The sequence below is a fragment of the Candidatus Halocynthiibacter alkanivorans genome (assembly GCF_003333265.1).
Classification (GTDB): Bacteria; Pseudomonadota; Alphaproteobacteria; order Rhodobacterales; family Rhodobacteraceae; genus Halocyntiibacter_A; species Halocyntiibacter_A alkanivorans.
Genome location: NZ_QOLB01000133.1, coordinates 1 through 22,426, shown reverse-complemented (window position 1 = coordinate 22,426; position 22,426 = coordinate 1). Strand labels below are relative to the sequence as shown.

20 protein-coding genes are annotated in these 22,426 nt (G+C 59.5%); 8 read left to right on the top strand and 12 right to left on the bottom strand.

All coding sequences use genetic code 11. From position 1 onward, the window contains the following. Nucleotides 1-2: 2 nt before the first annotated feature. The 3 genes from glpX to DWA01_RS16915 all read right to left on the bottom strand — a co-directional run bounded on the left by glpX (nucleotide 3) and on the right by DWA01_RS16915 (nucleotide 2,770). Nucleotides 3-968, bottom strand: coding sequence for a class II fructose-bisphosphatase (gene glpX / locus DWA01_RS16925; protein ID WP_114287025.1), 966 nt, complete (start codon nucleotides 966-968; stop codon nucleotides 3-5). Nucleotides 969-1,080: 112 nt separating this feature from the next. Then, a complete protein-coding gene (locus tag DWA01_RS16920) occupies nucleotides 1,081-2,367 on the bottom strand; it encodes a homoserine dehydrogenase (protein ID WP_114286989.1) in 1,287 nt (428 codons plus the stop codon). 100 nt (nucleotides 2,368-2,467) lie between these two features. Next, on the bottom strand, nucleotides 2,468-2,770 hold the full coding sequence (locus DWA01_RS16915; protein WP_114286988.1) for a hypothetical protein: 303 nt from the start codon (nucleotides 2,768-2,770) through the stop codon (nucleotides 2,468-2,470). 200 nt (nucleotides 2,771-2,970) lie between these two features. Between DWA01_RS16915 and DWA01_RS16910 the strand changes: the two genes are divergently transcribed. Both DWA01_RS16910 and DWA01_RS16905 read left to right on the top strand, forming a co-directional pair. Continuing rightward, on the top strand, nucleotides 2,971-3,585 hold the full coding sequence (locus DWA01_RS16910; protein ID WP_114286987.1) for a TetR/AcrR family transcriptional regulator: 615 nt from the start codon (nucleotides 2,971-2,973) through the stop codon (nucleotides 3,583-3,585). A gap of 64 nt (nucleotides 3,586-3,649) precedes the next feature. Continuing rightward, on the top strand, nucleotides 3,650-4,141 hold the full coding sequence (locus DWA01_RS16905; RefSeq protein WP_114286986.1) for a hypothetical protein: 492 nt from the start codon (nucleotides 3,650-3,652) through the stop codon (nucleotides 4,139-4,141). 72 nt (nucleotides 4,142-4,213) lie between these two features. On the opposite strand, the gene DWA01_RS16900 is transcribed toward DWA01_RS16905, so the two are convergent. From DWA01_RS16900 to DWA01_RS16890, 3 genes are read right to left on the bottom strand one after another with little or no spacing between them, the layout of a single operon-like run. Further along, nucleotides 4,214-4,888: a TadE/TadG family type IV pilus assembly protein gene (locus DWA01_RS16900; RefSeq protein ID WP_114286985.1), complete on the bottom strand. Its 675-nt coding sequence runs from the start codon at nucleotides 4,886-4,888 to the stop codon at nucleotides 4,214-4,216. Continuing rightward, nucleotides 4,885-5,418, bottom strand: a complete 534-nt coding sequence (locus DWA01_RS16895; protein ID WP_114286984.1) for a TadE/TadG family type IV pilus assembly protein — start codon at nucleotides 5,416-5,418, stop codon at nucleotides 4,885-4,887. Before DWA01_RS16895 ends, DWA01_RS16900 begins: the two co-directional genes overlap by 4 nt. Beyond that, a complete protein-coding gene (locus DWA01_RS16890) occupies nucleotides 5,415-7,028 on the bottom strand; it encodes a pilus assembly protein TadG-related protein (protein WP_160116070.1) in 1,614 nt (537 codons plus the stop codon). The genes DWA01_RS16895 and DWA01_RS16890 overlap by 4 nt, the downstream gene beginning before the upstream one ends. 279 nt (nucleotides 7,029-7,307) lie before the next feature. Here DWA01_RS16890 and dnaG point away from each other — a divergent pair, with 279 nt between their 5' ends. Continuing rightward, nucleotides 7,308-9,587, top strand: coding sequence for a DNA primase (gene dnaG / locus DWA01_RS16885; protein WP_114287024.1), 2,280 nt, complete (start codon nucleotides 7,308-7,310; stop codon nucleotides 9,585-9,587). A 156-nt stretch (nucleotides 9,588-9,743) separates the two neighbouring features. Beyond that, nucleotides 9,744-11,729, top strand: coding sequence for an RNA polymerase sigma factor RpoD (rpoD, locus tag DWA01_RS16880; protein WP_114286982.1), 1,986 nt, complete (start codon nucleotides 9,744-9,746; stop codon nucleotides 11,727-11,729). 111 nt (nucleotides 11,730-11,840) lie between these two features. Here the strand turns inward: rpoD and yghX are convergent, their stop codons facing one another. After that, nucleotides 11,841-12,725, bottom strand: a complete 885-nt coding sequence (gene yghX, locus DWA01_RS16875) for a YghX family hydrolase (RefSeq protein ID WP_114286981.1) — start codon at nucleotides 12,723-12,725, stop codon at nucleotides 11,841-11,843. A gap of 148 nt (nucleotides 12,726-12,873) precedes the next feature. Here yghX and DWA01_RS16870 point away from each other — a divergent pair, with 148 nt between their 5' ends. Beyond that, nucleotides 12,874-13,293, top strand: coding sequence for a secondary thiamine-phosphate synthase enzyme YjbQ (locus tag DWA01_RS16870; protein ID WP_114286980.1), 420 nt, complete (start codon nucleotides 12,874-12,876; stop codon nucleotides 13,291-13,293). A gap of 25 nt (nucleotides 13,294-13,318) precedes the next feature. On the opposite strand, the gene DWA01_RS16865 is transcribed toward DWA01_RS16870, so the two are convergent. Beyond that, nucleotides 13,319-14,137: a methyl-accepting chemotaxis protein gene (locus tag DWA01_RS16865; RefSeq protein WP_136057773.1), complete on the bottom strand. Its 819-nt coding sequence runs from the start codon at nucleotides 14,135-14,137 to the stop codon at nucleotides 13,319-13,321. A 199-nt stretch (nucleotides 14,138-14,336) separates the two neighbouring features. Between DWA01_RS16865 and nrdR the strand changes: the two genes are divergently transcribed. Then, nucleotides 14,337-14,804 carry a transcriptional regulator NrdR gene (gene nrdR, locus DWA01_RS16860; RefSeq protein WP_114286978.1) on the top strand — a complete coding sequence of 156 codons (468 nt, stop codon included), beginning with the start codon at nucleotides 14,337-14,339 and terminating at the stop codon, nucleotides 14,802-14,804. Nucleotides 14,805-14,813: 9 nt separating this feature from the next. Beyond that, nucleotides 14,814-15,929, top strand: coding sequence for a bifunctional diaminohydroxyphosphoribosylaminopyrimidine deaminase/5-amino-6-(5-phosphoribosylamino)uracil reductase RibD (gene ribD, locus DWA01_RS16855; RefSeq protein WP_114286977.1), 1,116 nt, complete (start codon nucleotides 14,814-14,816; stop codon nucleotides 15,927-15,929). On the opposite strand, the gene DWA01_RS16850 is transcribed toward ribD, so the two are convergent. From DWA01_RS16850 to DWA01_RS16840, 3 genes are all read right to left on the bottom strand, one after another. Beyond that, nucleotides 15,908-17,974, bottom strand: coding sequence for a capsular polysaccharide biosynthesis protein (locus DWA01_RS16850; RefSeq protein WP_114286976.1), 2,067 nt, complete (start codon nucleotides 17,972-17,974; stop codon nucleotides 15,908-15,910). The two genes, ribD and DWA01_RS16850, sit on opposite strands and share 22 nt — an antisense overlap. Before the next feature lie 9 nt (nucleotides 17,975-17,983). Beyond that, entirely contained in the window at nucleotides 17,984-19,114 is a 1,131-nt protein-coding gene (locus DWA01_RS16845) for a polysaccharide biosynthesis/export family protein (protein ID WP_235008593.1), read from the bottom strand. Between the two features lie 172 nt (nucleotides 19,115-19,286). Next, nucleotides 19,287-20,579 carry a capsule biosynthesis protein gene (locus DWA01_RS16840; RefSeq protein ID WP_114286975.1) on the bottom strand — a complete coding sequence of 431 codons (1,293 nt, stop codon included), beginning with the start codon at nucleotides 20,577-20,579 and terminating at the stop codon, nucleotides 19,287-19,289. Nucleotides 20,580-20,817: 238 nt separating this feature from the next. Here DWA01_RS16840 and DWA01_RS16835 point away from each other — a divergent pair, with 238 nt between their 5' ends. Further along, nucleotides 20,818-21,414, top strand: a complete 597-nt coding sequence (locus DWA01_RS16835; RefSeq protein ID WP_114286974.1) for a riboflavin synthase — start codon at nucleotides 20,818-20,820, stop codon at nucleotides 21,412-21,414. A gap of 485 nt (nucleotides 21,415-21,899) precedes the next feature. Here the strand turns inward: DWA01_RS16835 and DWA01_RS16830 are convergent, their stop codons facing one another. Then, entirely contained in the window at nucleotides 21,900-22,289 is a 390-nt protein-coding gene (locus tag DWA01_RS16830; protein WP_114286973.1) for a hypothetical protein, read from the bottom strand. Between the last annotated feature and the right edge of the window lie 137 nt (nucleotides 22,290-22,426).

The window sequence follows — 22,426 nt, the reverse complement described above, 5'->3', positions numbered from 1 at the left end:
CCTTATTTTGTAGGGTTGCGGTAGATCATCCGGCGCACAGAGCCGGTTTTGGACCGCATCAGAATGGTTTCGGTGGTCAGGTAACCCGGCTCGCGTTTGATGCCGGCGACAACAGATCCGTCGGTGACGCCGGTGGCGGCAAAGATCACGTCCTGGGTCACCAGATCATCGCGGGAATAGACCCGGTTCAGATCGGTAATGCCGGCTTTGGCAGCGCGGCCACGCTCGTCATCATTGCGGAACATAAGCCGGCCCCACATCTGACCGCCCATGCATTTCAGAGCCGAGGCGCCCAGCACACCCTCTGGCGCACCGCCAGAACCCATATACATGTCGATGCCGGTAATTTCGGCTTCGGCGCAATGGATCACGGCGGCCACATCGCCGTCAGTGATCAGGCGGATGGCGCAGCCAACTTCGCGCAGCTCGGCAACCATGGCTTCGTGACGCGGGCGCTCCAGCACACAAACGGTGATGTCAGACACCTCACAGCCTTTGGCGCGGGCCAGGGTTTCCACCCGTTCGCGCGGGCTCATATCCAGTGACACGATGTCTTTTTCATAACCCGGACCGATTGCCAGCTTGTCCATATAGACGTCTGGCGCGTGCAGCAGGGTGCCGCGTGGCGCCATCGCGATTACGGTCAATGCGTTGGGCATGTCCTTGGCGGTCAGGGTAGTGCCTTCCAGCGGGTCCAGTGCGATGTCCACGGCAGGACCTTTGCCGGTGCCGACCTCTTCGCCGATGAACAGCATCGGGGCTTCGTCGCGTTCGCCTTCGCCGATGACAACAACGCCGGCAATATCCAGCATGTTCAGCTGATCGCGCATGGCGTTGACCGCAGCCTGGTCGGCGGCTTTTTCATCGCCGCGACCGATAAGTTTTGCAGAGGCAACGGCGGCAGCCTCGGACACCCGGGCCAGGCCCAGGGACAGCATGCGGTCTTGAAATTCAACGTGATTGGTCATGGTTTGATCCATCTGGGTTGCGGGCGGTGTTTCCAGCCATAACCTGTGTGGCTGGGCGGAAACAAGGCCGGAGAAGGGAGAGTGTACGCTAACAGTGGTGCGGCAAACGCGCTTATTCGTCTTCGATGCGGATCGACACCGGGGTCTGAGTCAGCACACCGGTGCTGTCCAGCGCCTCCAGCGCCTCATTCAGCGCCTGGCGGGTGACCTTATGGGTCACGATCAGAACCGGCGCGCTGGGTTCATCATGGCGGTACTGGCGCATCCGGTCGATAGAAATTCCGGCATCGCCCAGAATGGTCGCCACTTTCGCCAGGGCACCGGGTTTGTCCATCAGCGCCATACGCAGGTAGTAGGGCGCGGGCGCTGTCGATGCGGCGGGCTTCGCGGCGACCAGCGAGCGGGCGGGAACGCCAAAGGTTGACACCCGGATGCCACGGGCAATATCAAGCACGTCTGACAAAACGGCCGAGGCGGTGGGGCCTTCGCCGGCGCCAGCGCCACGCAGGGCGATCTGGCCGACCTGGTCGCCTTCGATCACCACCATATTGGTGCCACCTTCCAGGGTGCCAAGCGGCGACTGTGCTGGTACCAGGCAGGGGGACATACGCTGCTCAAGACCGCGGCCAGTCATCTGTGCCACGCCAAGCAATTTGATCCGGAAACCCATGTCGGCGGCCTGATGGATGTCCTCAATGGTGATGCGGCCAATGCCTTCCAGTTCGACGTCGGAAAACGCAACCTTTGTGCCATAGGCGATCGACGCCAGCAGCGCCAGTTTGTGCCCGGCGTCAATGCCGCCCACATCCAGATTAGGATCGGCTTCCAGGTAGCCCAGCTTGGCCGCCTGATCAAAAACGGCGTTATAGCCGAGACCTTCGTTTTCCATCTTGGTCAGGATGAAATTGCAGGTGCCGTTCATCACCCCCATGACCCGGACGATGTCATTGCCCGCAAGGCCTTCGGTCAGCGCTTTGACCACCGGGATACCGCCGGCGACTGCGGCTTCAAAGCGGATCACATGGCCGTGGTCTTCGGCGGATTCGGCCAGCGCCTGGCCGTGGATCGCCAGCATCGCCTTATTGGCGGTGACGACGTCTTTACCGGCGGCAATCGCGGCTTTTGTTGCCTCAAGCGCCGGGCCATCATGGCCGCCCATCAGCTCGACAAACACATCCACATCGTCGCGTGTGGCCAGTGCCACCGGGTCGGTTTCCCAGCCATAGGCCGAAAGATCGACGCCGCGGTCTTTGTCGCGCGAACGCGCACAAACCGCAGTAATCACCACCGGGCGACCCGAGCGCTGCTCCAGCAAGGTGGCTTTCTGGCGGATAATTTTGACGACACCGATGCCGACGGTTCCAAGTCCTGCAATGCCAAGGCGGAGGGGAGCTGTCATGTCGGCTGTGTCCTGTCTTTCGGGCCGCAGGGTGCGGCGTATTCTGTCCTGGTGCTCTGTACTGAAATCCGGAGCGGCTTGCAACAGAACTTGGGCGCAATCAACCGCCCAGTCGTTCAAGCGCAGCGATCATCGCGGCGCGGTCTTGCGGATCTACGATGGGGGCGCCGCGCAAAATATCGCCCCGGGCCCGCAGGTTAGCAGCGCGGCCGGTCAGGGATGTTGCGATATCTGGTGCGTCTTCGACCGGTTGCACGGTGCCCAGAAGCGCATCGGGCAGCAATGTCGGGTAGGGCGCCTGACGCGCGCTGGCGCTGATGCTGCCTTCCAGTTCAGGGAACTGGGTGCAGGCGGAGAGGCCGATTGCAGCAGAAATGGTAAGCAGGCAGGTCAGAATACGCACTAAAAATTCCCCGGGCAGCGGTCAGCGCGACTTTAACGCTGGACGGCGGGCCAGCGCAAGTGATCAGCGCGGGGGAAACGGCTGGCCAACTGGTTTCAGCCCGGGTTGGTGGCGGTGCACTTTCGCACACATCGCGCGAGGTGTGCACCCGGTGCTGCGCCAGCCGTTGACCCGGGCGGCGGCGCGGGCCATGAAAGGGCATGGCACGTAAAACAGGTTCACATTCAGATATCACCGGTCCCAGGGTGCGCGCCGCCGCCCGGCAACTGATCGCCCGCCACGGTTACGCAGCGGTGTCGATGCGCCAGATCGCGGCGGAGGTCGGCGTGCAGGCCGGGGCGCTGTATCTTTATACTCCGGACAAACAAACGCTTTTGTTTGATCTGATGCGCGAGCATATGGAGCATCTTCTGGCGGAATGGCAAGCTCTGGACAAGGGCGAGGCACCGCTGGCGCAGCTGGAATCATTCGCGCGTTTTCATATCCGTTACCACCTGAACCGGCCTGATCATGTGTTCATCGCCTATATGGAGCTGCGCAACCTGTCAGAGGATAATTTCGCCACCATCGAGGCGTTGCGCCGCCGCTATGAACAGGCGCTTGAAGCCATCCTGCAGCAGGGCGCCGCCGCGCAGGTGTTTTCGGTGCCCGATATCAAACTGGCCACGCTGGCGGTGATCGCGATGCTGACCGGGGTGAACACCTGGTATCGCGAGGGCGGCCGCCTCAGTGCTTCTGACGTGGAAACAATCTACCTGGATATGGTCCGGGGCGCCGTCGGGGCGGCAGGGACGGGCGCTGGCCCTACCCAGTAGCACCGACTGGTATTTGGCCCCATATGGGGCTATGTCATGGCAACCAGACAGGAAAGCCATGCCCATGCCCTCTATTTCGCCCGAGACTGTGATTGCTGAAATTTCATCTGCGACTGCGCGCCGCTATTTTGGTGTTGGCGTGCTGGTGGTGCTGGGCGTTGTTTTGCTCTACCTCACATTCTCGACGCCGCCCTCTTCCGTTGGCTGGCAGATCCTGCTGGGGTTGATGGGGTTTGGTGCCCTGTGGCTCGGCAAGGCAACGTGGCGCGCTTCGGCGATGACGCTGGAGCTGACCGGGACCGAATTGCGGGTTCAGGGCGGTCAGGTGATCTGCCGGATCGAAGATATTACTTCGATCAACCGCGGTACTTTTGCACTGAAACCATCCAATGGTTTTCTGATCCGGACCAAAACCGCTGGTCCGCGCCACTGGGCGCCCGGTGTGTGGTGGCGGATTGGAAAATCGATCGGTATTGGCGGCGTTACCCCGGCCAGCCAGAGCAAGTTCATGTCCGAAGTGATGCAGGCGCAGCTGATGGAACTGCAGAAAGACTAAGCGCCGCCCACTGGCCGGGAGCATCAGGATCTGCTGGTGCCGGCCGGGGCCAGCGCGATTTCCGGGACCAGGCTATCCGCCCTGCCAGTAAGATTCGTACACACCGGACGGATCATCGTCGTCACTGTCATAGACCCCAACCAGGTCATTGTTATCGCTGCCACCACCGGTAAAGGTGGCAAGTCCGGACCAGGCGAGCTGCGACGCAAATCGCGGGCTGGTGACCACAAAATCGCTGAAGATAAAACTGTCGAGCCCGATATTGAACACCGGCACCCAACTGGACAGGGTTTCGACCAGGATGGCACGTTCCCCGTTGGCCATAACCGGCAGTCTGTTCAGAAAGCCCTGCAGCTCTGTAGTGGTCATATTGTAAGAGGTCCCGGTGGCGTAAGACCAGGTCACTGAATAGTCTCCCTCGCCTGTATCTGCGTCCACCGCATATTTCACTTCACTCACCCGCAGCCGCGTCGTGTCGGCCGAAGGCGTCAGGTAGGCGTAGAGGCTCTGCAAGCCATTGATATAGGCTTCGTCCACCGCATCGGTTTCGCGCGACAGGGCATCGGACACCGCATAGGCCGATTTCTGCGAAATGTTGCGCACCTTAAAAACATCAAAATAAGTGAACATTGCCACATAGGCCCAGGCCAGCAGCGGGAACATCAGCACCGCTTCAACAGACAGGGTGCCGGTGGCATCATCAGCAAAGCCGCGCAGGCGTGCTTTCAGCAGGGAAAAACGGGTCATGTGTTCGGCTCGTTTACAAATATGGAACTGGAGTAGATCTGATAGCCGCCCGACTCATCTTTGGGCATCTGTGCCACAATGGCCGAAGTGGCAAACACCGGGTCGATCACCATGCAGGCCCGCACCAGCATGAGTTCGTTTTCAGTGCCGGTATCAAAGGTGAGGTCAGGGTTGATTTCTTCGTTACGGTCGATGCATTGCACAATTGCTGTGGGCAGGACCCAAGTCTCTTTGCTGATCGGGCGCAGCTCAATGCTGATCGTGCTGGCGCAGCCGGCCAACGGGCCGGCATATTCGCAGACCGCAGTTTTAAGCGAGGCTGGTGTCGGGTTGACCATCAGCCCCAGCCGCAGGTCGCGCACCGCCAGATCAACGCCGCGTTCCAGCAGGACCTGGCGGGTCATGAACATTCCGACTTCAAAGGCCGAAAGCAGCAGCGTCATGAAAATGGGGAACAGGATGACGAATTCGATCGTCGCCGTGCCGGCCTCATCGCGGCACAGAAATGATTTTGCGCGTTTCAACATCATTGGATCAGCCTCAGACTCTGAACTTTGGTGGCGATTGAAGCAAAGGCATCGTCAATCTCAGTGCCGGCGACCCGAAAGAAATTGGAGGCCGAGCTGGCGCAGCTTTCCATAATAACCGCCGAGCTGTCGGTGACTTCAAATCCGATGGTGAAAATCAGAATGCCCTGGTTCTTGGCGGCGGTGCAGATCGAATCCAGCCGGGCGTTCTTGGTGCTGCTGCTGACCTTGGGCCGGGTGGCATCGCGCCAGCTGTAATAGACGCTGGAACTGCCTTCCGCCCGGTAGCGCATGTAGGCATGATAGTTGACCGTGATTTCGCTCCAGACATCGCGCCAGTCCATTTCAAGCGCCGGGTCACCGCTGGTGTCGCCATAGGGCTCTGCTGCGCGGGTGTTGCTCCGGATTTCGTAATACCAGGTCTGATAACCGCAGCCGCCGTCGCACACCCAATTGTCATAGGGAACTGAGATACGCCCGCTGTCGGGATCCTTGAACAGCCCGGAGGGGCCACTCGAATACAGGTCAGGCATGTAATATTGCGACGTGTTCACCCCATCGGTCATCACCACCAGAATTTTCATAGTTTGTGTGTCGCTGTAGGGCGCTGGGCGGGCCGCAAAATTCGCGGCAACAGAACCCGCTTCGCTCAGGCTGTTGATGATCGGTTGTGTCGCCGGATCAAGCAGAGCTGTGCCCCATTTCACCCCGATATCGATGGAGGTATTGCCGCTGGCGGTCAGGGCCGAGATCTTGTCTTTGATCGCGGTCTGATTGCCGGACATGATCAGCGCTTCTGCAGAACTGCCGGTGCGGCAGACCCGGGTTGTCGGCGTCTGGCCGGAGCGGTAGCTTTTCCACGGATCGAGTTCCGCAGTTTGTTTCAGCACGGTGGTGGGGGAAACTGAACTGGAATTGAAATCGGAGCCGTCAAAGTCAACACAGAACGAATTGCTCTGGGCGTGGCTGCGGCTGTAGTTTTGCAAAAACATGCCGCTCATGTTCACCTGCGTGGAGTAGGGCAGCACCGAGATCGAGACTTTGCCGTCTTCGCTGGTTGTAAAAATAGTGTCGACAAAATTGCGCGCCGCGGTGCGCATATTGCTGATCCGGCTGTAACTGCCCATGGAGCCGGATATGTCGAGCACAAGCGAAATTTCCAGGTCGCTGATGCGTTCTTCCGCGGAGCCGGCGGCAGGTGCAGCCAGAGTGTCAATGCCTATGGCATTCAGGAACAGTGAGGGCAGCTCGGCTGTCGCCGTGGCTGTCACCGTTCTGTAAGTCGTCGATTCTTCAACAATGACGTCATCTTCTGAAATATACTCTGACAGATCTGCCTTATCGAAATAGTCGAGCACCACGTCCTTGGCCGGCAAGGTCTGGTTCAGGTCTGCGGCGGCCAGAATGGCGCGGTCCAGCGTGTTTTGCAGCCGGGTGCGGGTGTTTTCAAAGCGGATAAAATCAACCGCCATGCCGCCAACCAGCACCATCATGACAAAAATAAACAGGCTGAACACCACCAGAGAGCCGTTTTCGTCGCGGCCAAATGCCAGCAAGACCGGCAGGCGGGGTTTCCGGCGGCGCGACCCCGGCAATTTAGGTGTCTGTGTCATTCTGGCGGTCTCCCATTCGGTGTGGTCTGGGCTGCAGGGGCGGAGATGCTGAAAAACTGAACCGTATTTTACCAACCCCGGGCGTATTTCTGCCATCCCAGAAACCATCGAGTCGTGGCAAAACTAAGGCCGTTAACTATTTAAAAAGGGAATTTGAGGCGCGATTTGCCACAAAATGGAACGGTCCGGATAACTGTTTCCAGTAAGTGAACAATGAGAAGCGGGGCCATGTCCGCAACGTGTCTGGACTTTGGCTCGCGGGCATCCGATATTGTGCCTATGAGCTTGCCCCCCGGATTTATTGATGAGTTGCGCACCCGAACCTCGCTGACCCAGGTCGTGGGGCGCAAGGTGATGTGGGATGTGCGCAAATCAAATCAGGGCAAAGGCGACATGTGGGCGCCGTGCCCGTTCCATCAGGAAAAATCCGCCAGTTTCCACGTCGATGACCGTAAAGGGTTTTATTACTGTTTTGGCTGTCAGGCCAAAGGCGATGCGATCAGTTTTGTCCAGGAGACCGAGAATGTCGGTTTTATGGAGGCGGTCCAGATTCTCGCCGGCGAAGCGGGGCTGGCGATGCCGGCGCGCGACCCCCAGGCGCAGAAAAAAGCCAACCGCCGCACCCAGCTGACCGAAGTGATGGAAGCAGCGGTGCAGTTTTTTACCATGTCCCTGAAAACTGCAGCCGGTCAGGGTGCACGGGACTATCTGGACCGGCGCGGCATGTCGCTTGCCACCCGTGGCCGGTTTGACATTGGCTATGCGCCGGACGGGCGCCAGGCAACCTTTCGCCATCTGTGCGACAAGGGCATTGCGCCGGATCTGATCATTGACGCTGGTCTGGCGGCGAAACCCGATGATGGCGGCGCACCTTACGACCGGTTCCGTGGCCGGATAATTTTTCCGATCCGGGATGCGCGCGGGCGCTGTATCGCGCTGGGCGGACGCTCGATGGATACCAACGCGCGGGCGAAATATCTGAACAGTCCGGAAACCGAACTTTTTGACAAGGGGCGCAGCCTCTATAATCACGGCCCCGCGCGTGAGGCTTCGGGCAAAGATCAGCAGCTGATCGTCGCCGAAGGTTATATGGATGTGATTGCGCTGGCAGAAGCCGGCTTTGGCGCCACCGTTGCGCCGCTGGGCACGGCGATCACCGAGGACCAGCTGCGGCTGATGTGGCGTATTCATCCGGAGCCGGTGATCGCGCTGGACGGGGACAAGGCGGGTCTGCGCGCCGCGATGCGGGTGATTGATCTGGCGCTGCCATTGCTGGAAGCCGGGCAGGCGCTGCGCTTTGCCATCATGCCCGACGGGCTCGATCCCGATGATCTGATCAAGGACCAGGGACGCGAAGCCATGCAGGCTGTGATTGATGGCGCTGTACCGATGGTGAAGCTGTTGTGGCAACGCGAGACCGAAGGCAAGGTGTTTGACAGCCCTGAGCGCAAAGCGGCGCTGGACAAATCATTGCGCCAGGCGATCCGCAAGATCAAAGACAGCTCAATCCGTCAGCATTATGGCGACGATATCAAAGATCTGCGCTGGCAGCTGTTCCGTGGCGGCAAACCGTCGACCCAGGACCAGCGTCCCGGCGACGATCATGACTGGCGCAGCGACGATTTCCGCGATGGCGATGATTTCCGTGCTGGCAGCGGCAACTATGAAGACGATTTCCGCAGTGGCGGCAGCGGCAGCGGCAGCGGCAGCGGCAGCGGCAGCGGCAGCGGCAGCGGCAATGGCGGCAGCGGCGGTGACCGCTATGGCGGTGACAGCTATGGCGACGGCTTTAGCAATAATTTCAGCGGCGGCAGTGACGCTGGTGGTAGTTATGGTGGCAGCGGCAGTTATGGCGGCGCTGCGCGCGGGGCAGGTGGCGCAAAAGGAAAATTCAGCAAAGGCAAATTCTCCAAATCCCGCTTTGGCGCGCCGGCACCGGCATCCCCGACCGCCCGGAGCTCTTTTCTGGTCGGCGCCAGCGATGATGAAATCGAAATGCACATGCGGGCCTGCGTGGTCCTGGCCGCCTGTGTTTCGACCCCGTCGGTCGTGGTGGATTTTGAAGAGGCTCTGGAAGAGCTTGAGCTGGACAATATAGATCTGATGCTGATCCGGGACGCGGTGCTGCGCCTGGCGCCTGGGCGCGATTGTCAGGCGTTGCGCGCAGACATGGAACAAGCGCTCGGGCCGGACACACTTGAAACATTGTTTGCGCTTAACCATGTAAAGATCGCCCCCGCAGTGCGGAACCGTGACAATGCGGAAATCGCGCGCCAGTGTCTGGAAGAAGAATTCGCCAAGCTCGATGCGCGCCGGGGTCTGAAACGCGAACTGTCTGAAGCGATGGAGGATTTGCGCAGCGCTGAAACTGGTAGTGAGACACTGACCTGGCGCCTGCAGCAGGCCGCCGAGCGCAGCCACAAAGCAACCCGCTCCGAATCGGAAGATAAGATGGAATATGACACCGGGGAAAACGGCGCTGTTATGAACCGTGAAGAACGGGGGTCGCTTGATGAATTATTGAGCAGAATTACCTATAAGAAACCAAATAACCCCTGATTCTGCCCGCAACTGGAATCAGACATAAAGAAATCAGGGATATCGACTGTCCGAATCATCTGACCACGGGTATTGATTCGACGTCGACTCTGCGGCGAATCACTTCGCCGGACACAGATATCGTTTTAAAGACCCGCTCTCTTGAAGGAGTGCCGCATGGCCGCTAAAGACACCGACGAACAGAAACGTGACCATCAGGACGCCGAAGGTCTGGACATGAGCCAGGCCGCCGTCAAAAAGATGATCGCTGAGGCGCGCGAAAAAGGCTACGTCACCTACGACCAGCTCAACAAAGTTCTGCCTCCGGAACAGGTGTCATCTGAACAGATCGAAGACGTGATGTCTCTGCTGTCAGAAATGGGTATCAACATCATCGAAGATGAAGAGGCCGAAGAGGAAGAGGGCAAAGGCTCCACCGCTCTGGTCGAGGCCAACGCCAACCGCGATGTTGCGGTGTCGACCGCCGCGGCGGAAAAACTGGACCGCACCGATGACCCTGTGCGCATGTATCTGCGTGAAATGGGCTCGGTTGAACTGCTGTCCCGCGAAGGCGAAATTGCCATCGCCAAACGCATTGAGGCCGGCCGCAATACGATGATCGCCGGGCTTTGTGAAAGCCCGCTGACCTTTCAGGCGATCACCATCTGGCGCGACGAACTTCTGTCAGAAGACATTCTTCTGCGCGATGTGATCGATCTGGATGCCACATTTGGCAGCGGTGTTGAGGGCGACGACGATAACGGTGTGGTTGCGCCAGTGGTCGCGGGCGCCCCGGCCGCTGAAGAGAAAAAAGAAGTCAAACAGGAGCTGGATGCGGACGGCAATCCGATTCAGGTCGACGATGACGATGATGATGAAGACGAGCAGGCCAACATGTCGCTCGCCGCGATGGAAGCTGTGCTTAAGCCGCAGGTTCTGGAAACGCTGGAAATCATCGCCCATGATTATGAAGAACTGTCGGAAATGCAGGATCTGCGCATGTCCGCGACCCTGAACCAGGACGGCTCTTTCAGCGATGCATCGGAGGCGGCCTATCAGAAACTGCGCTCTCAGATCGTGCTGCTGGTGAATGAGCTGCACCTGCATAACAACCGGATCGAAGCGCTGATCGACCAGCTTTATGGCATCAACCGCCGCATCATGTCGATCGACAGCAATATGGTGAAACTGGCAGACCAGGCCCGCATCAACCGCCGTGAATTTGTCGATGCGTATCGCGGCAGCGAGCTGGACCCGACCTGGCTGGAACGCATGGGCGCCAACACCGGCCGCGCCTGGCAGACTTATGTCGAACGGTTCACTCCGAAAATCGAAGAGCTGCGCGGCGAAATGGCCCAGGTTGGTCAGTATATCGGTGTGGATGTCAGCGAATTCCGCCGCATCGTGCAGCAGGTCCAGAAGGGCGAAAAAGAAGCGCGCCAGGCCAAGAAAGAAATGGTCGAAGCCAACCTGCGCCTGGTGATTTCGATCGCCAAGAAATACACCAACCGCGGTCTGCAATTCCTTGATCTGATTCAGGAAGGCAACATCGGCCTGATGAAGGCGGTGGACAAGTTTGAATACCGCCGCGGTTATAAATTCTCCACCTATGCGACATGGTGGATCCGGCAGGCGATCACCCGCTCCATCGCGGATCAGGCCCGCACCATCCGTATTCCGGTGCATATGATCGAAACGATCAACAAACTTGTGCGCACCGGGCGCCAGATGCTGCATGAAATCGGCCGCGAACCGACTCCCGAGGAGCTGGCTGAAAAGCTGCAGATGCCTCTGGAAAAAGTGCGCAAGGTGATGAAGATCGCCAAGGAACCGATTTCGCTGGAAACTCCGATTGGCGACGAAGAAGACAGCCAGCTCGGCGACTTTATCGAAGACAAAAACGCGATCCTGCCGCTGGACTCGGCCATTCAGGAAAACCTGAAGGAAACTACCACGCGGGTTCTGGCCAGCCTGACTCCACGCGAAGAGCGGGTGTTGCGGATGCGTTTTGGTATCGGCATGAACACCGACCATACGCTGGAAGAAGTCGGCCAGCAGTTCTCGGTCACCCGCGAACGTATCCGTCAGATCGAAGCCAAAGCGTTGCGCAAACTGAAACACCCCAGCCGTTCGCGCAAGCTGCGCAGCTTCCTGGATCAGTAAGCACTTCAGCCTTAGCGGTTGTTCCAATTGTGAAAAGCCCCGCAAACCTGCGGGGCTTTTTGCTGTCTGGTGATGGCCTGCATCACCTGCCGGCCAGGATCAGACGTCCGTTTAGCTCAGGTGTTCGCCAAAAAATGCGATGGTGCGCGTCCAGGCCAGTTCCGCCATCTCTTCGTCATAGCGCGGTGTGGTGTCGTTGTGGAACCCGTGGTTGACGCCGTCATAGATATGGGCGGTGTAAGTCTTGCCATTGGCTTTTAACGCCGCTTCATAGTCGAGCCAGCCGCCATTGATGCGCTCATCCAGCCCGGCGTAATGCAGGAGCAGCGGCGACTGGATTTTCGGCACGTCTGCCGCGCTGGCCTGCCGGCCATAAAACGGCACTGAGGCGGCCAGTTCCGGGAAGGCCACCGAGAGCGCGTTGCAGACACCGCCGCCGTAACAAAAGCCGACCGCCCCGACTTTACTGATGTCAGAGCGCGCCAGCAGGTGTTCGACGCCGGCGAAAAAGTCGTTCATCAATTTGGTGCGATCAACGGTTTTCTGCAGCGCCCGCCCGTCATTGTCATTGCCAGGATAGCCCCCGACCGAAGTCAGCCCATCCGGTGCCAGCGCCAGGAATCCTGCCTTGGCCACGCGGCGCGCGACGTCCTCAATATAGGGGTTCAGCCCGCGGTTCTCATGCACCACCAACACGGCGGGCAGGGGGCCGTCGACGCCGGCAGGGCGCACCTGATAGGCGCGGACTTCGCCATTGCCATCGGGGGAGTCATAGGTGATGTAGCCGGCGTCAATGCCAGCGTCATCAGCCGCCACCTGCTGCGCCAGCGCGTAATTGGGGCTGAGCATTTTTAACAGTGCCAGCGCGGTGACACTTCCGACCGCAAACCTGCCGGCCTTGTCGAGAAATTCGCGTTTGGTGATTTTGCCATGGGCATAGAAATCATAGAGGTCGAGCAGTTCCTGATCAAAGTCTTTTGCTGTCATCCGGGTCATAATTTCCTCCTGTTCAACAGGCGGAAAAGCAGCAGAAAACCGGCCGCATTATCGCCCTTGCCGTTCAAATAACACGTTAAAGTGGAAAGCGGGGTGATATTGTTGTGTTTTTCTGGCCTGGCAGCACGCAATCGGCGACACTCTGCTTATGCATTGCACATTCAACATCACCACATCGGGCCCCGGCCTTTATGAATTTACCCAACAGGTCAGTGACTGGTGCGCGCCGCAGGGCGACGGGTTGCTGACATTATTTGTGCAGCATACCTCGGCCTCATTGCTGATCCAGGAAAATGCTGATCCCGAAGTTCAGAGTGATTTGCAGGCGTTTTTCCACCGGCTGGTGCCGCCAACCACGGATCCGTCGATGGGTTATCTGACCCATACCTATGAGGGGCCCGACGATATGCCAGCCCATATCAAAGCGGCGATGTTGCCGGTCAGCCTGCAGCTTCCGGTCATCAACGGACGACCGGCGCTGGGGCGCTGGCAGGGGATCTATCTGTTTGAACACCGCAATGCGCCGCACCACCGCCAGGTGGCGGCGCTACTGCTGCGCGGGGGATAGCGAAGGGGCATTTATCCGCGGCGGGTCAGCGGCGCGGATGCGCCAGTACCGCAAGCCCGCTTTCGCTTAACTCCACATTTCGCTGGGTGTTGACCAGGGTCTGGTCAATGGCGGTCAGGTTTTCCTCAAGCGCGATGCTCATGTGGTTCAGCGCATCAACACCTTCCGCCACACTGCGCCGGTTGGTATGCACCCGCTGTGCCACGTCTTCGATTTCGACCTGAATAGTTTCCGAGCGGTGCACGGCCGTGCCAGTGCGTTCTGAAGTGTCACGCAGCCAGCCGGCATTGGCGTCCAACAGCTGGGTGATATGTTTCAGCCGGTCGGACAGGGCTTCCATCTGGTCGGAAATCTCCTGGGAACGTTCGCGCGAATTATTGGCAAGACTGCGCATTTCCAGAGCCACAATCGCAAAACCGCGCCCGTGTTCCCCCGCGCGGGCAGCCTCAACCGAAGCGTTCAGCGACAACAGGTTGGCAGTGAGGGCCACCTGAGCCATCGCTTCACTGGATGCGCGGACCTGTTCAAACGTTATCCGCAGCGCGTCAGTTTCCTCATTGATCTGGCCGAGGCGCTCAAGACCGGTGCCGGTGCCTTTGTTCAGCTCCCCGAGCAAGTCGGACACCTCTTGCATGAAGCCTGCCGCTGCCTGGGTGTTTTCGGTGATCTGCAGCTGCGAGTTGCGCACGTTGTTCAGATTGTCATGCGCACCCTTTACGTCGTTCAACAGCGTTTGGTTGCGCTGTTTACGCTGTTGTGTCGCAGTGGTGTTGGCCACCGCATTGCTGCCGATTTCGCTCAGCAAGCCGTGAATAAATTCCCGGGGAGAAGAATGCGTGCTCATATTTTCAAATGCCTTGTGCGTGTCGCCTGCGATTTTGCTGCGATTCACCTCTATAAAGAATTAAAACCGGGAATTTCCTTTATCTGGTGTGCTTTCTTTTGACTCTACCCAAAACCCAGGCACTGCCATATAGTGCCTGTGGATAACCCGGGTAATTCCCCTGGGGGTGGCAGAGATAAAGTGGATAAGGGGACGCATCATGCGCTGTCCGTTTTGCGGAAATACAGATACTCAGGTTAAAGACAGCCGTCCGGCAGAAGATCACGTGGCCATTCGCCGGCGCCGGTTCTGTTCTTCCTGCAGCGGACGGTTCACCACGTTTGAACGGGTGCAACTGCGCGATCTCGTGGTGGTGAAGTCCAACGGGCGGCGCGAAGATTTCGGCCGCGATAAGCTGGAACGCTCAATCCGCATTGCCACCCAGAAGCGCCCGATCGAACAGGACCGTCTGGATCAGATGATTTCCGGCATCGTGCGGCGCCTGGAAAGCATGGGCGAAACCGACATTCCCTCCACCACGATTGGCGAGATTGTGATGGAAAGCCTGGCCCGTATCGACACGGTGGCCTACGTGCGCTTTGCCAGCGTTTACAAGAATTTCCAGGCGGCGGATGATTTTGACAAGTTCGTCTCTGAACTTCGCCCCAATGAAGCCCACGAAGAGTAACCCCCTCAGATGACTGATGATATCCGGCACATGCGGCACGCTCTGTCCCTGGCAGAGCGGGGCCTCGGGCGTGTCTGGCCCAACCCTGCGGTTGGATGTGTGATCGTGAATGGCACTCAGATCGTCGGGCGCGGATTTACCCAGCCAGGCGGGCGGCCTCATGCGGAAACCGTCGCATTGGCCCAGGCCGGTGCTGCGGCGCGCGGGGCGACTGCCTATGTCACGCTGGAGCCCTGTTCCCATCATGGCAAAACGCCGCCCTGTGCCGACGGGTTGATCGCAGCCGGTGTGGCGCGGGTGGTGGTCGCGCTTGGCGACCCGGACCCGCGCGTGAACGGGCGCGGCATCGCGGCACTGCAAGCGGCGGGGATCAAAGTCGAAACCGGGATCTGTGAAGCAGAGGCGCGGGCCGCTCAGGTCGGTTTTTTGAACCGCGTGACACTGGGCCGGCCGATGGTGACGCTGAAGATGGCGTCTTCGCTGGACGGGCGCATTGCCACCGCCAGCGGCGAAAGTCAGTGGATCACCGGTCCGCCGGCGCGCCGTCTGGTGCATGCGATGCGCGCGCGCCATGATGCGGTCCTGGTCGGCGGTGGCACCGCGCGCGCCGACAATCCGACACTGACTGTGCGTGGGCTGGGTGTTGAGCATCAACCGCTGCGCCTCGTGTGGTCACGCGGTCTGAACATGCCGCTGGACGGCAATCTGGCGCTCGGTGCGCGTGAGGTGCCGGTCTGGATCTGCCACGGGCCGGATGTGGCGGCGGATCTCCTGCGGACCTGGCAGCACACTGGTGTGGTCCTGATTGAAAGCGCGCTGGACGCCAGTAGCCAGCTGGATCCGGCGGCGGCGTTGCAGGCGCTGGGTCGCGCCGGGCTGACCCGGGTGTTCTGCGAGGGCGGCGGCGCGCTCGCTGCGGCGCTGCTGAAGGCGGATCTGGTCGATGAACTTATCTGGTTCTCGGCCGGTCTGGCCCTGGGGGCCGAGGGGCGTCCGGCGCTTGGCGGTCTGGGCCTGAACCACCTGTCCGAGGCGTCCCGCTACAAGCTGCAGTCCTGCCGCGCGGTGGGAGAGGATGTGCTGCACCACTGGAAACGCGCAGATCAGCGCCAGATCCAGGAATAACTCGTCAGCGCGCCCTGGGTCTTTGACAGCAGGCGGTTGACCAGGCTGGCGCCGCCGGTATCGCCATGTTCCAGCCGTTGCACCACCACTTCGACCGGGCATAATCTGCGCGAGACCGGGTCGAAATAGCGTGGATAATCAATAAGTGTGGCATGGGTCAGCGCCGCCAGCGTCGGGCGGGCAGCGCGTCTTGCCGGGGTCTTGCCGAGATCCTGTGTCAGCCCCCAGCCGGCATAAAACGGCGCCCCGAGGCAGGTCACAGGTTTGCCACGCAACAACGCCTCAAAGCCCAGCAGTGAAGTCAGGGTCCAGACCTCGTCACAAAGATCTATCAGCGCCACCGGGTCAGTGTCCTCAATCACCGCATCGGCGTGTTGCAGTGCTTCACTCCTGTCCACAGCACCGGCGCGCAAGCCCGCTTCCACGTCGGGGTGGGGCTTGAACAGGATGATCGCCTGCGGGTTGGCGGCACGTGTCGCTTGCAGCAGCCCGAGATTGCTGGCCACATCGCTGCAACCTTTCAGGATGGACGCATCGTCTTCAACCTGGCCTGGTACCAGAATGCGGTGGCCCTCGGGCAAAGACGGCCCCGGACGACCCAGATTATATTTCGAAATTCCGGCGCGGATCAGCCCGGAAATAAGACGTTCCACCCGCGCGCGCGCATGGGCGGGCAGCGGGCTGCGCGCGGTGATCAGCTGTTCCAGCCTGGAGGGCCGTGTCGGGTCATAATAGATGCCGAGATCGTCTGCCACCAGTGACAGCGGCGGTGTCAGCGCCGCACCAAGCCCGCGAGAGCGCAGAAATCCGTCCTCAACCGAGATGGTAATGTCAGCCCCCCCGGATTTGCCGCCCCAGCTCATATGCGGCCGCGTCAGGCGCTGCGCCAGGCGGTTGGCCTGGGGTGCCTTGTTCTCAAATCGCAGCCGCTTGCTCTGGCCGAAAAAACCCTGCAGCGCCGGTCGTTTCCACAGCCGCATGCCGGAGGCGACATAACCGTGCTGATCCTGGCGCCAGGTCGCCGCGTCTGTCTCCAGCTGCGCCATCACTGTTTCCAGCGAACAGATCTGGTCGCGGCAGGGATCATACCAGGTCGGGTACAGGATCATCGCACCGGCAAACAGCTGTGCCCGGGTCAGCTTGCGACGGCGCCTGGCCACCGGGTATTCATCCTGGGTCAGCCCCCAGCTGGCATAAAACGGTTGCCCGAATACCCGAGGGCGGTGACCGGCGTAGATTGCCTCAAAGCCAAGTTGCGAGCTGACGGTGTAGACCGCGATGGCGCCTTCCAGCAGAGCCCAGGGGCTGAGCGCTTCGGTGACCAGGTGGATGCGGTCGCTTTCATCCTTCGCGGTGAAATGGCCCTGACGGTGCCCGGCCACAGTCTCGGGGTGGGTCTTGATCAGGATCTTTGCGCCGGGGTGTTCCAGCTGCGCCACCACCAGCATTTCACGAAACCGCATCTCATCCGCCCCGCTAAACCGGATCGATGCATCGCCGCGGGTCTGATCTATTACCAGCACATATGGGGCATCCGGGCAGGGGGTTTGTGGATTAAAGGCATTATATTTGGACAATTGCGACAACCGCATGTGATCGGCGGCATTTCGAGCCCGATCCAACAGCGCGGTGTCATCCAGCGCATGTGTCGCCAGGATCTGTTCAAGGTCCGAGGCGCAACTGCTGTCAAAATGCACCCCGCTCTGGTCCAGCAACAGACCCAGTGGCGCATCGCCCTCCCGCCCGGTGTGAACCGAGCGCAGAAAGGCGTCTTCGACCCGCAATACCGGGGCTTCACGTTTTCGGGCTACAGATTCACCCCGGTGGGAGGTGGGCGACTTGCCCCAGATCCCGACCCAGCCCGTGTCCCGGCCGATGCCCGGCCTGGTGTCCGGTTCCGAGGGCGCGCCGAGCCGGATCTCCCAGCCTGCGAGCTTCAGGATCCGGCGGATGCGTCCCTGGGTCAGAAACCCGCCGTTATAAACGTAAAGCCGCCGGGGAAGGGCATCTTCTCCGGCGGCATTGGTATTTGCAGTATGTTTCATCGGACCGGGTCAGCCACCGGCGAGGGAATTGATCGAGTCAGCAGTGGCCAACGTGCCAGTGACTGCGTTAAGTGTCTTGGACCATTGCGAGAATGGCGCTTCGGTGACGTAAACCGTGTCGCCGTCCCGGATCACAAAATCCCGGGCAATAAAGATGCCGTTCGGCTCAGTCAGATCCAGCACATAAATCATGCGTTGATCACCGGTCAGATCTTCGCGCGCCAGAACCTGGTTGGAGATTTCCGCGGATTCATTGCGGAAGACAAACACCCCGGTGGGATCCGCCAGATTGGTGTTCAGACCGCCAACCTGAGCAATGGCCTCAATCGCGGAAAGAGTCTGGCTGTCAAACGACATACGCTGTTGCGATCCGGTGGCGCCAAGGGCAGTAAACGCCCGGCTGTCCTCTTCCACCAGAATACGGTCGCCGCCGCGCAGCGCGATGTCAAAGCGTGGATTTTCATAGAGATCTTCGAACCAGATGGTGTCTTTCTGGCTGCCGCGCATCACGGTGATTTGTGCAATACCAGGTTCGATGGCAACACCGCCGGCGCGCGCAAGCATGGCTGTCAAAGTCCTCGTTGGCCGTTCAATGGCGTAAACGCCCTGGCCATTTACCGCACCCGTAATTGATACGGTGGATCCGTCCCCGGCAAGCCGGCGCACCAGCACCTGAGGATCAGGCGTCTGGGTGTCCAGCTTTTGGGTGATCAGGCGGCGGATGGCCTCAGGAGAGTTGCCGGACGCTTTGATCCGGCCGGCGTAAGGTACGAATATAAAACCGGAATCATCGACTTGGACCTCTTCCAAAGTCGCGGCAGCGCCCTGGACCGTCAACAGGCCATCATCGACGTTTTCCCAGATGGTCAGCCCGAGCGTATCGCCAGGGCGGATGGTATCTGAGCCAACCTTTCCGGCGCGCTGGAAGGCCTCTGAAAAGCCCAGGGACGGCACCACAGCGGTCGCCCGGGTCACCCTGTCGTTCACGGCAATCACAAATGCATCCCCGTCGCGCTGCACGGAACCGGCAAAAATTTCACGTTTATTGGGTCCGGATCGTGGCAAAGCACAGGCTGAAACAATGGCGCTCAGCACCAGAGCCGCCGCGAGCCTCGCTCCGCGTGATGTCTTGATTTTCACTGCCTGGTCTCCTGAACCTGAAGTCTGCCTCAGTCTTTTTTTCTTAAGGTACGGTAAAGTTGAGGCAAAATCCAGTGCTGCGATCTTTGCTGCGGGATGTGTTGCACCAGGGGCGCGCGATGCCTGGGGATAGAATTGGAATAGCAGATGCCCCCTGGATATTGTGATTAGCCTAGCTCACCACACGCAGCGCCTGACGGGGTGCTGCGGTTCCGGCAAGGAGAGCATCATAGGGATCATCGGCTGCCAACATCAGATCGACCACCAGGCGCAGCAGTTGGCGCCGCCCGCGCAGAGAATAAAACCCGCCGGCGATTTGCGACGTTTCCAGCAGATACTGACGAAATTCCCCGTAGGCGCCGGCTGTGGGGCGGTGGGGGGATTTGAAAAACTCTGTGATCGGCTGGGTCGAGACAAATTCGGGTTTGTCATAAACAGCTTCGCCAAAAACCTTGAGTGGAAGGCCACGCCAGAGCACCTGCTGTCCGGCGGTGGAATTCACCGTGACGGCCGAGCGCGCATGGTCCAGCAATGCCGCCAGTTTGCCGCCGCGCACATGGTGGACCCGGTCAGACACACCGTATTTTGTTGCGATTTCAAGTATTTCACCGCGCAGGTTGCGCCGCCCGGTTTCCAGCGGGTGGGCCTTGAACACCAGGTGGTGATGACGCGGAGCGGAACTGGCAAAGCCTTCGATCACCAGATTGAGAAATTCGCTCATTTCGGCAAAAGGACTGTGCATCACAAAGCTGGAATCATGCTCCAGTTGCAGCAAAGCCAGGTGGTACGGGTAGCCGCCGTTACGGATGCGTGCGGTGGCCCGGGTCCGGTCCGCCCAATGCAGCGGCATCAAGAGCAAGCGTTTGAAATACAGTTGAAACTCGCGCGAAACCGGCAAATCCCGGTGGCGTCTGAACTGGCTGTATTGCTGATTTCTGAACATAACGAACCAGTGGTAAAGCGCGCCGTAATACACGTGCTGGCGCATGTCGCCCCAATGGTCGGGCGCTTCGGTCCTGTCGTGATCCGATCCGGCCAGCGCTTCGCGCATGTTTTCCACGCTCAGACCCATCAGGCGGGAATGGCCATTGGTGCCGCCGCGCTCATAGGTGACCCAGTAGGGGCGCAGATATCCTTCTTCAAAAACATGTACTTGCAGGCCATTTTTCTGCGCCGTTTTCACAGCCTCAGCGTGAATGGGCCTGGTGTCGCCATAAAGCACGATATCGGTGATGCCCAGGCGCGCAATCAGGTCGGAAAAATAGCCGGGCCACGCCTCCGGGGTGTCGGTGAAAGCCATGTAAGTCTTTGCATCCGACCAGAAAAATTGATCCCCGGCGTTAAAGCCGACGCGGTACGTGTCCGCACCTGCCATGCGCAACATCCGGCCCAGCCGGTTGAAGAAAGGACCATGCGGTCCCTGAAGAAACAGGAATTTCTTCTTTGCTTCAGTGTGTTGCGTCATTTGTGCCTGTATCTCTTTGCTCTTGTCTCTGTCTAACCAGGTGGCCGCAATTTGTCATTAACCATAAAGCGCGGCGTTTCTGTGGCGTCCAGCCTTCAACCTGGCACAGGGGCGTTAATATTTGACCTGCCGCCGGCGGCGCCTGCCGCGGGGTGCTGTGGAAGCGTTGTGGGAGCGGGGCTTGTCAGTGCCGGGATTGCGCGTTACGCCAGAGGCGGTTGTAAGAAAAGGAAGCCCCATGTTCACAGGTATCATCAGCGATATTGGCCGGATCACCGAGTTGGAACAGCGCGGAGATCTGCGGGCGCGCATCGAAACTGTGTATGATATCAATGGTATCGACCTGGGCGCCTCGATCGCCTGTAACGGCGTCTGTCTGACGGTGATCGCGCTGGGCGATACGCCGGCCAATTGGTTCGACGTTGAGATATCCGCTGAGTCCGTGTCGAGGACAAATCTTGGCGACTGGGCGGTCGGCAAGGGCATCAATCTGGAGCGTGCGCTGAAGGTTGGCGATGAACTCGGCGGTCATATTGTTTCGGGGCATGTCGATGGTTTGGCCCATCTGGTCGAGCTGCATGACGAGGGCGACAGCACGCGGATGCTGTTTGAAGCCCCTGAAGAGCTTGCCAAATTTGTCGCGTCCAAGGGCTCGGTGACGCTGAATGGCACCTCGCTGACGGTGAATGAGGTTGAGGGCAATCGCTTTGGCATCAATGTCATCCCGCACACCAAAGAGGTGACCACCTGGGGCGATGCCACTGTTGGCGACCGGATCAATCTGGAGATCGATACGCTGGCGCGCTATGTGGCGCGTCTGGCCGAGTATCAGTAAACCCGATTGTTAACCGGGCGGGCGCTTGTTTTTGGCGCGCCTTGCCGCGGTTCAGATATGAAGACCCCGCCCGCTGTGCTCACCCCGGCGGAAGGGCGGCGCACTTATGTGAAAATTGCACAATCGGGGGCCCGGGTTGTGCAAAACCGGGAACGCCGGGGGAACGTCGGTTTGCCGGCGGTTTAGACTGACGCTTTGACGTTACCGTAAGCGAGCGTGCGGATTGTTCGTATATTATCAACTGTCCTGACAGCATAGCGCATAAGCCCGCTCCCCATGGGGGGAGGGAGGGGGCTGCACATCAGAGATGTGCAAGTGCAGTGGTTCTGAAATGGTGTTCGGTGGTGCCGTCCTGACAGCATGGCATAAAAGCATCCCCCCTGGGGGGGATGGGGATGCTGCGCGGCTCTGCCGCGCAAGTGCGTGGTGATCGCAATGGCGCGTGTTTGCGATGGAGGTGGCGCTTACGTGCGGATCTGCCCGTTTCAGACGAAACACCAATAAGTGTCGTAATGTATTTCCGCGATAGTCTGGTCCGGATCTACGCGCCAGAAAATCATCGAATAGATGTCACCACAGATGCCACTGCTTGTGCGCTTGCTCGCCACTGTGGTGAGAACCGTCCCGTTTCGTTTTCGTTCACCAAGCTTGATTATTTCAACGCCAACGTTGTTGTTCATATCGATAAGGCCTCTCACGGTGGTAGACCCGGTTTCGTAATCAATCCATTTAAATCCGCGAGAATCCAGCCATTCGATCAGCTCCGCTTCGTTGTCGCCGGCTGCGGGGCGGAACAGTGTCTGGCCCCAGGAAAACCAGCCGTAAAGACCCGCGATCAAAACGAGCGTGGCGAGAAAGAAATGTCTGAACTTCACAGGCGGCTCTCCGGGTTTTGACAGCAGTAAACCATCAGCGGATGCATCCGGCAATGGTGGGGGAGGAGCGCTGGGGCGCCTTCCTGAAGGCATAGTGCATGAGCCCCCTCCCCGGGGGGGGGGGCTCATGCACTATG

Bases quoted from the DNA above. Each gene is read 5' to 3' on its own strand.
- glpX (WP_114287025.1), bottom strand. From the start codon at position 968: ATGACCAATCACGTTGAATTTCAAGACCGCATGCTGTCCCTGGGCCTG.
- DWA01_RS16920 (WP_114286989.1), bottom strand. From the start codon at position 2,367: ATGACAGCTCCCCTCCGCCTTGGCATTGCAGGACTTGGAACCGTCGGC.
- DWA01_RS16910 (WP_114286987.1), top strand. From the start codon at position 2,971: ATGGCACGTAAAACAGGTTCACATTCAGATATCACCGGTCCCAGGGTG.
- DWA01_RS16905 (WP_114286986.1), top strand. From the start codon at position 3,650: ATGCCCTCTATTTCGCCCGAGACTGTGATTGCTGAAATTTCATCTGCG.
- DWA01_RS16900 (WP_114286985.1), bottom strand. From the start codon at position 4,888: ATGACCCGTTTTTCCCTGCTGAAAGCACGCCTGCGCGGCTTTGCTGAT.
- DWA01_RS16895 (WP_114286984.1), bottom strand. From the start codon at position 5,418: ATGATGTTGAAACGCGCAAAATCATTTCTGTGCCGCGATGAGGCCGGC.
- DWA01_RS16890 (WP_160116070.1), bottom strand. From the start codon at position 7,028: ATGACACAGACACCTAAATTGCCGGGGTCGCGCCGCCGGAAACCCCGC.
- dnaG (WP_114287024.1), top strand. From the start codon at position 7,308: ATGAGCTTGCCCCCCGGATTTATTGATGAGTTGCGCACCCGAACCTCG.
- rpoD (WP_114286982.1), top strand. From the start codon at position 9,744: ATGGCCGCTAAAGACACCGACGAACAGAAACGTGACCATCAGGACGCC.
- yghX (WP_114286981.1), bottom strand. From the start codon at position 12,725: ATGACCCGGATGACAGCAAAAGACTTTGATCAGGAACTGCTCGACCTC.
- DWA01_RS16870 (WP_114286980.1), top strand. From the start codon at position 12,874: ATGCATTGCACATTCAACATCACCACATCGGGCCCCGGCCTTTATGAA.
- DWA01_RS16865 (WP_136057773.1), bottom strand. From the start codon at position 14,137: ATGAGCACGCATTCTTCTCCCCGGGAATTTATTCACGGCTTGCTGAGC.
- nrdR (WP_114286978.1), top strand. From the start codon at position 14,337: ATGCGCTGTCCGTTTTGCGGAAATACAGATACTCAGGTTAAAGACAGC.
- ribD (WP_114286977.1), top strand. From the start codon at position 14,814: ATGACTGATGATATCCGGCACATGCGGCACGCTCTGTCCCTGGCAGAG.
- DWA01_RS16850 (WP_114286976.1), bottom strand. From the start codon at position 17,974: ATGAAACATACTGCAAATACCAATGCCGCCGGAGAAGATGCCCTTCCC.
- DWA01_RS16840 (WP_114286975.1), bottom strand. From the start codon at position 20,579: ATGACGCAACACACTGAAGCAAAGAAGAAATTCCTGTTTCTTCAGGGA.
- DWA01_RS16835 (WP_114286974.1), top strand. From the start codon at position 20,818: ATGTTCACAGGTATCATCAGCGATATTGGCCGGATCACCGAGTTGGAA.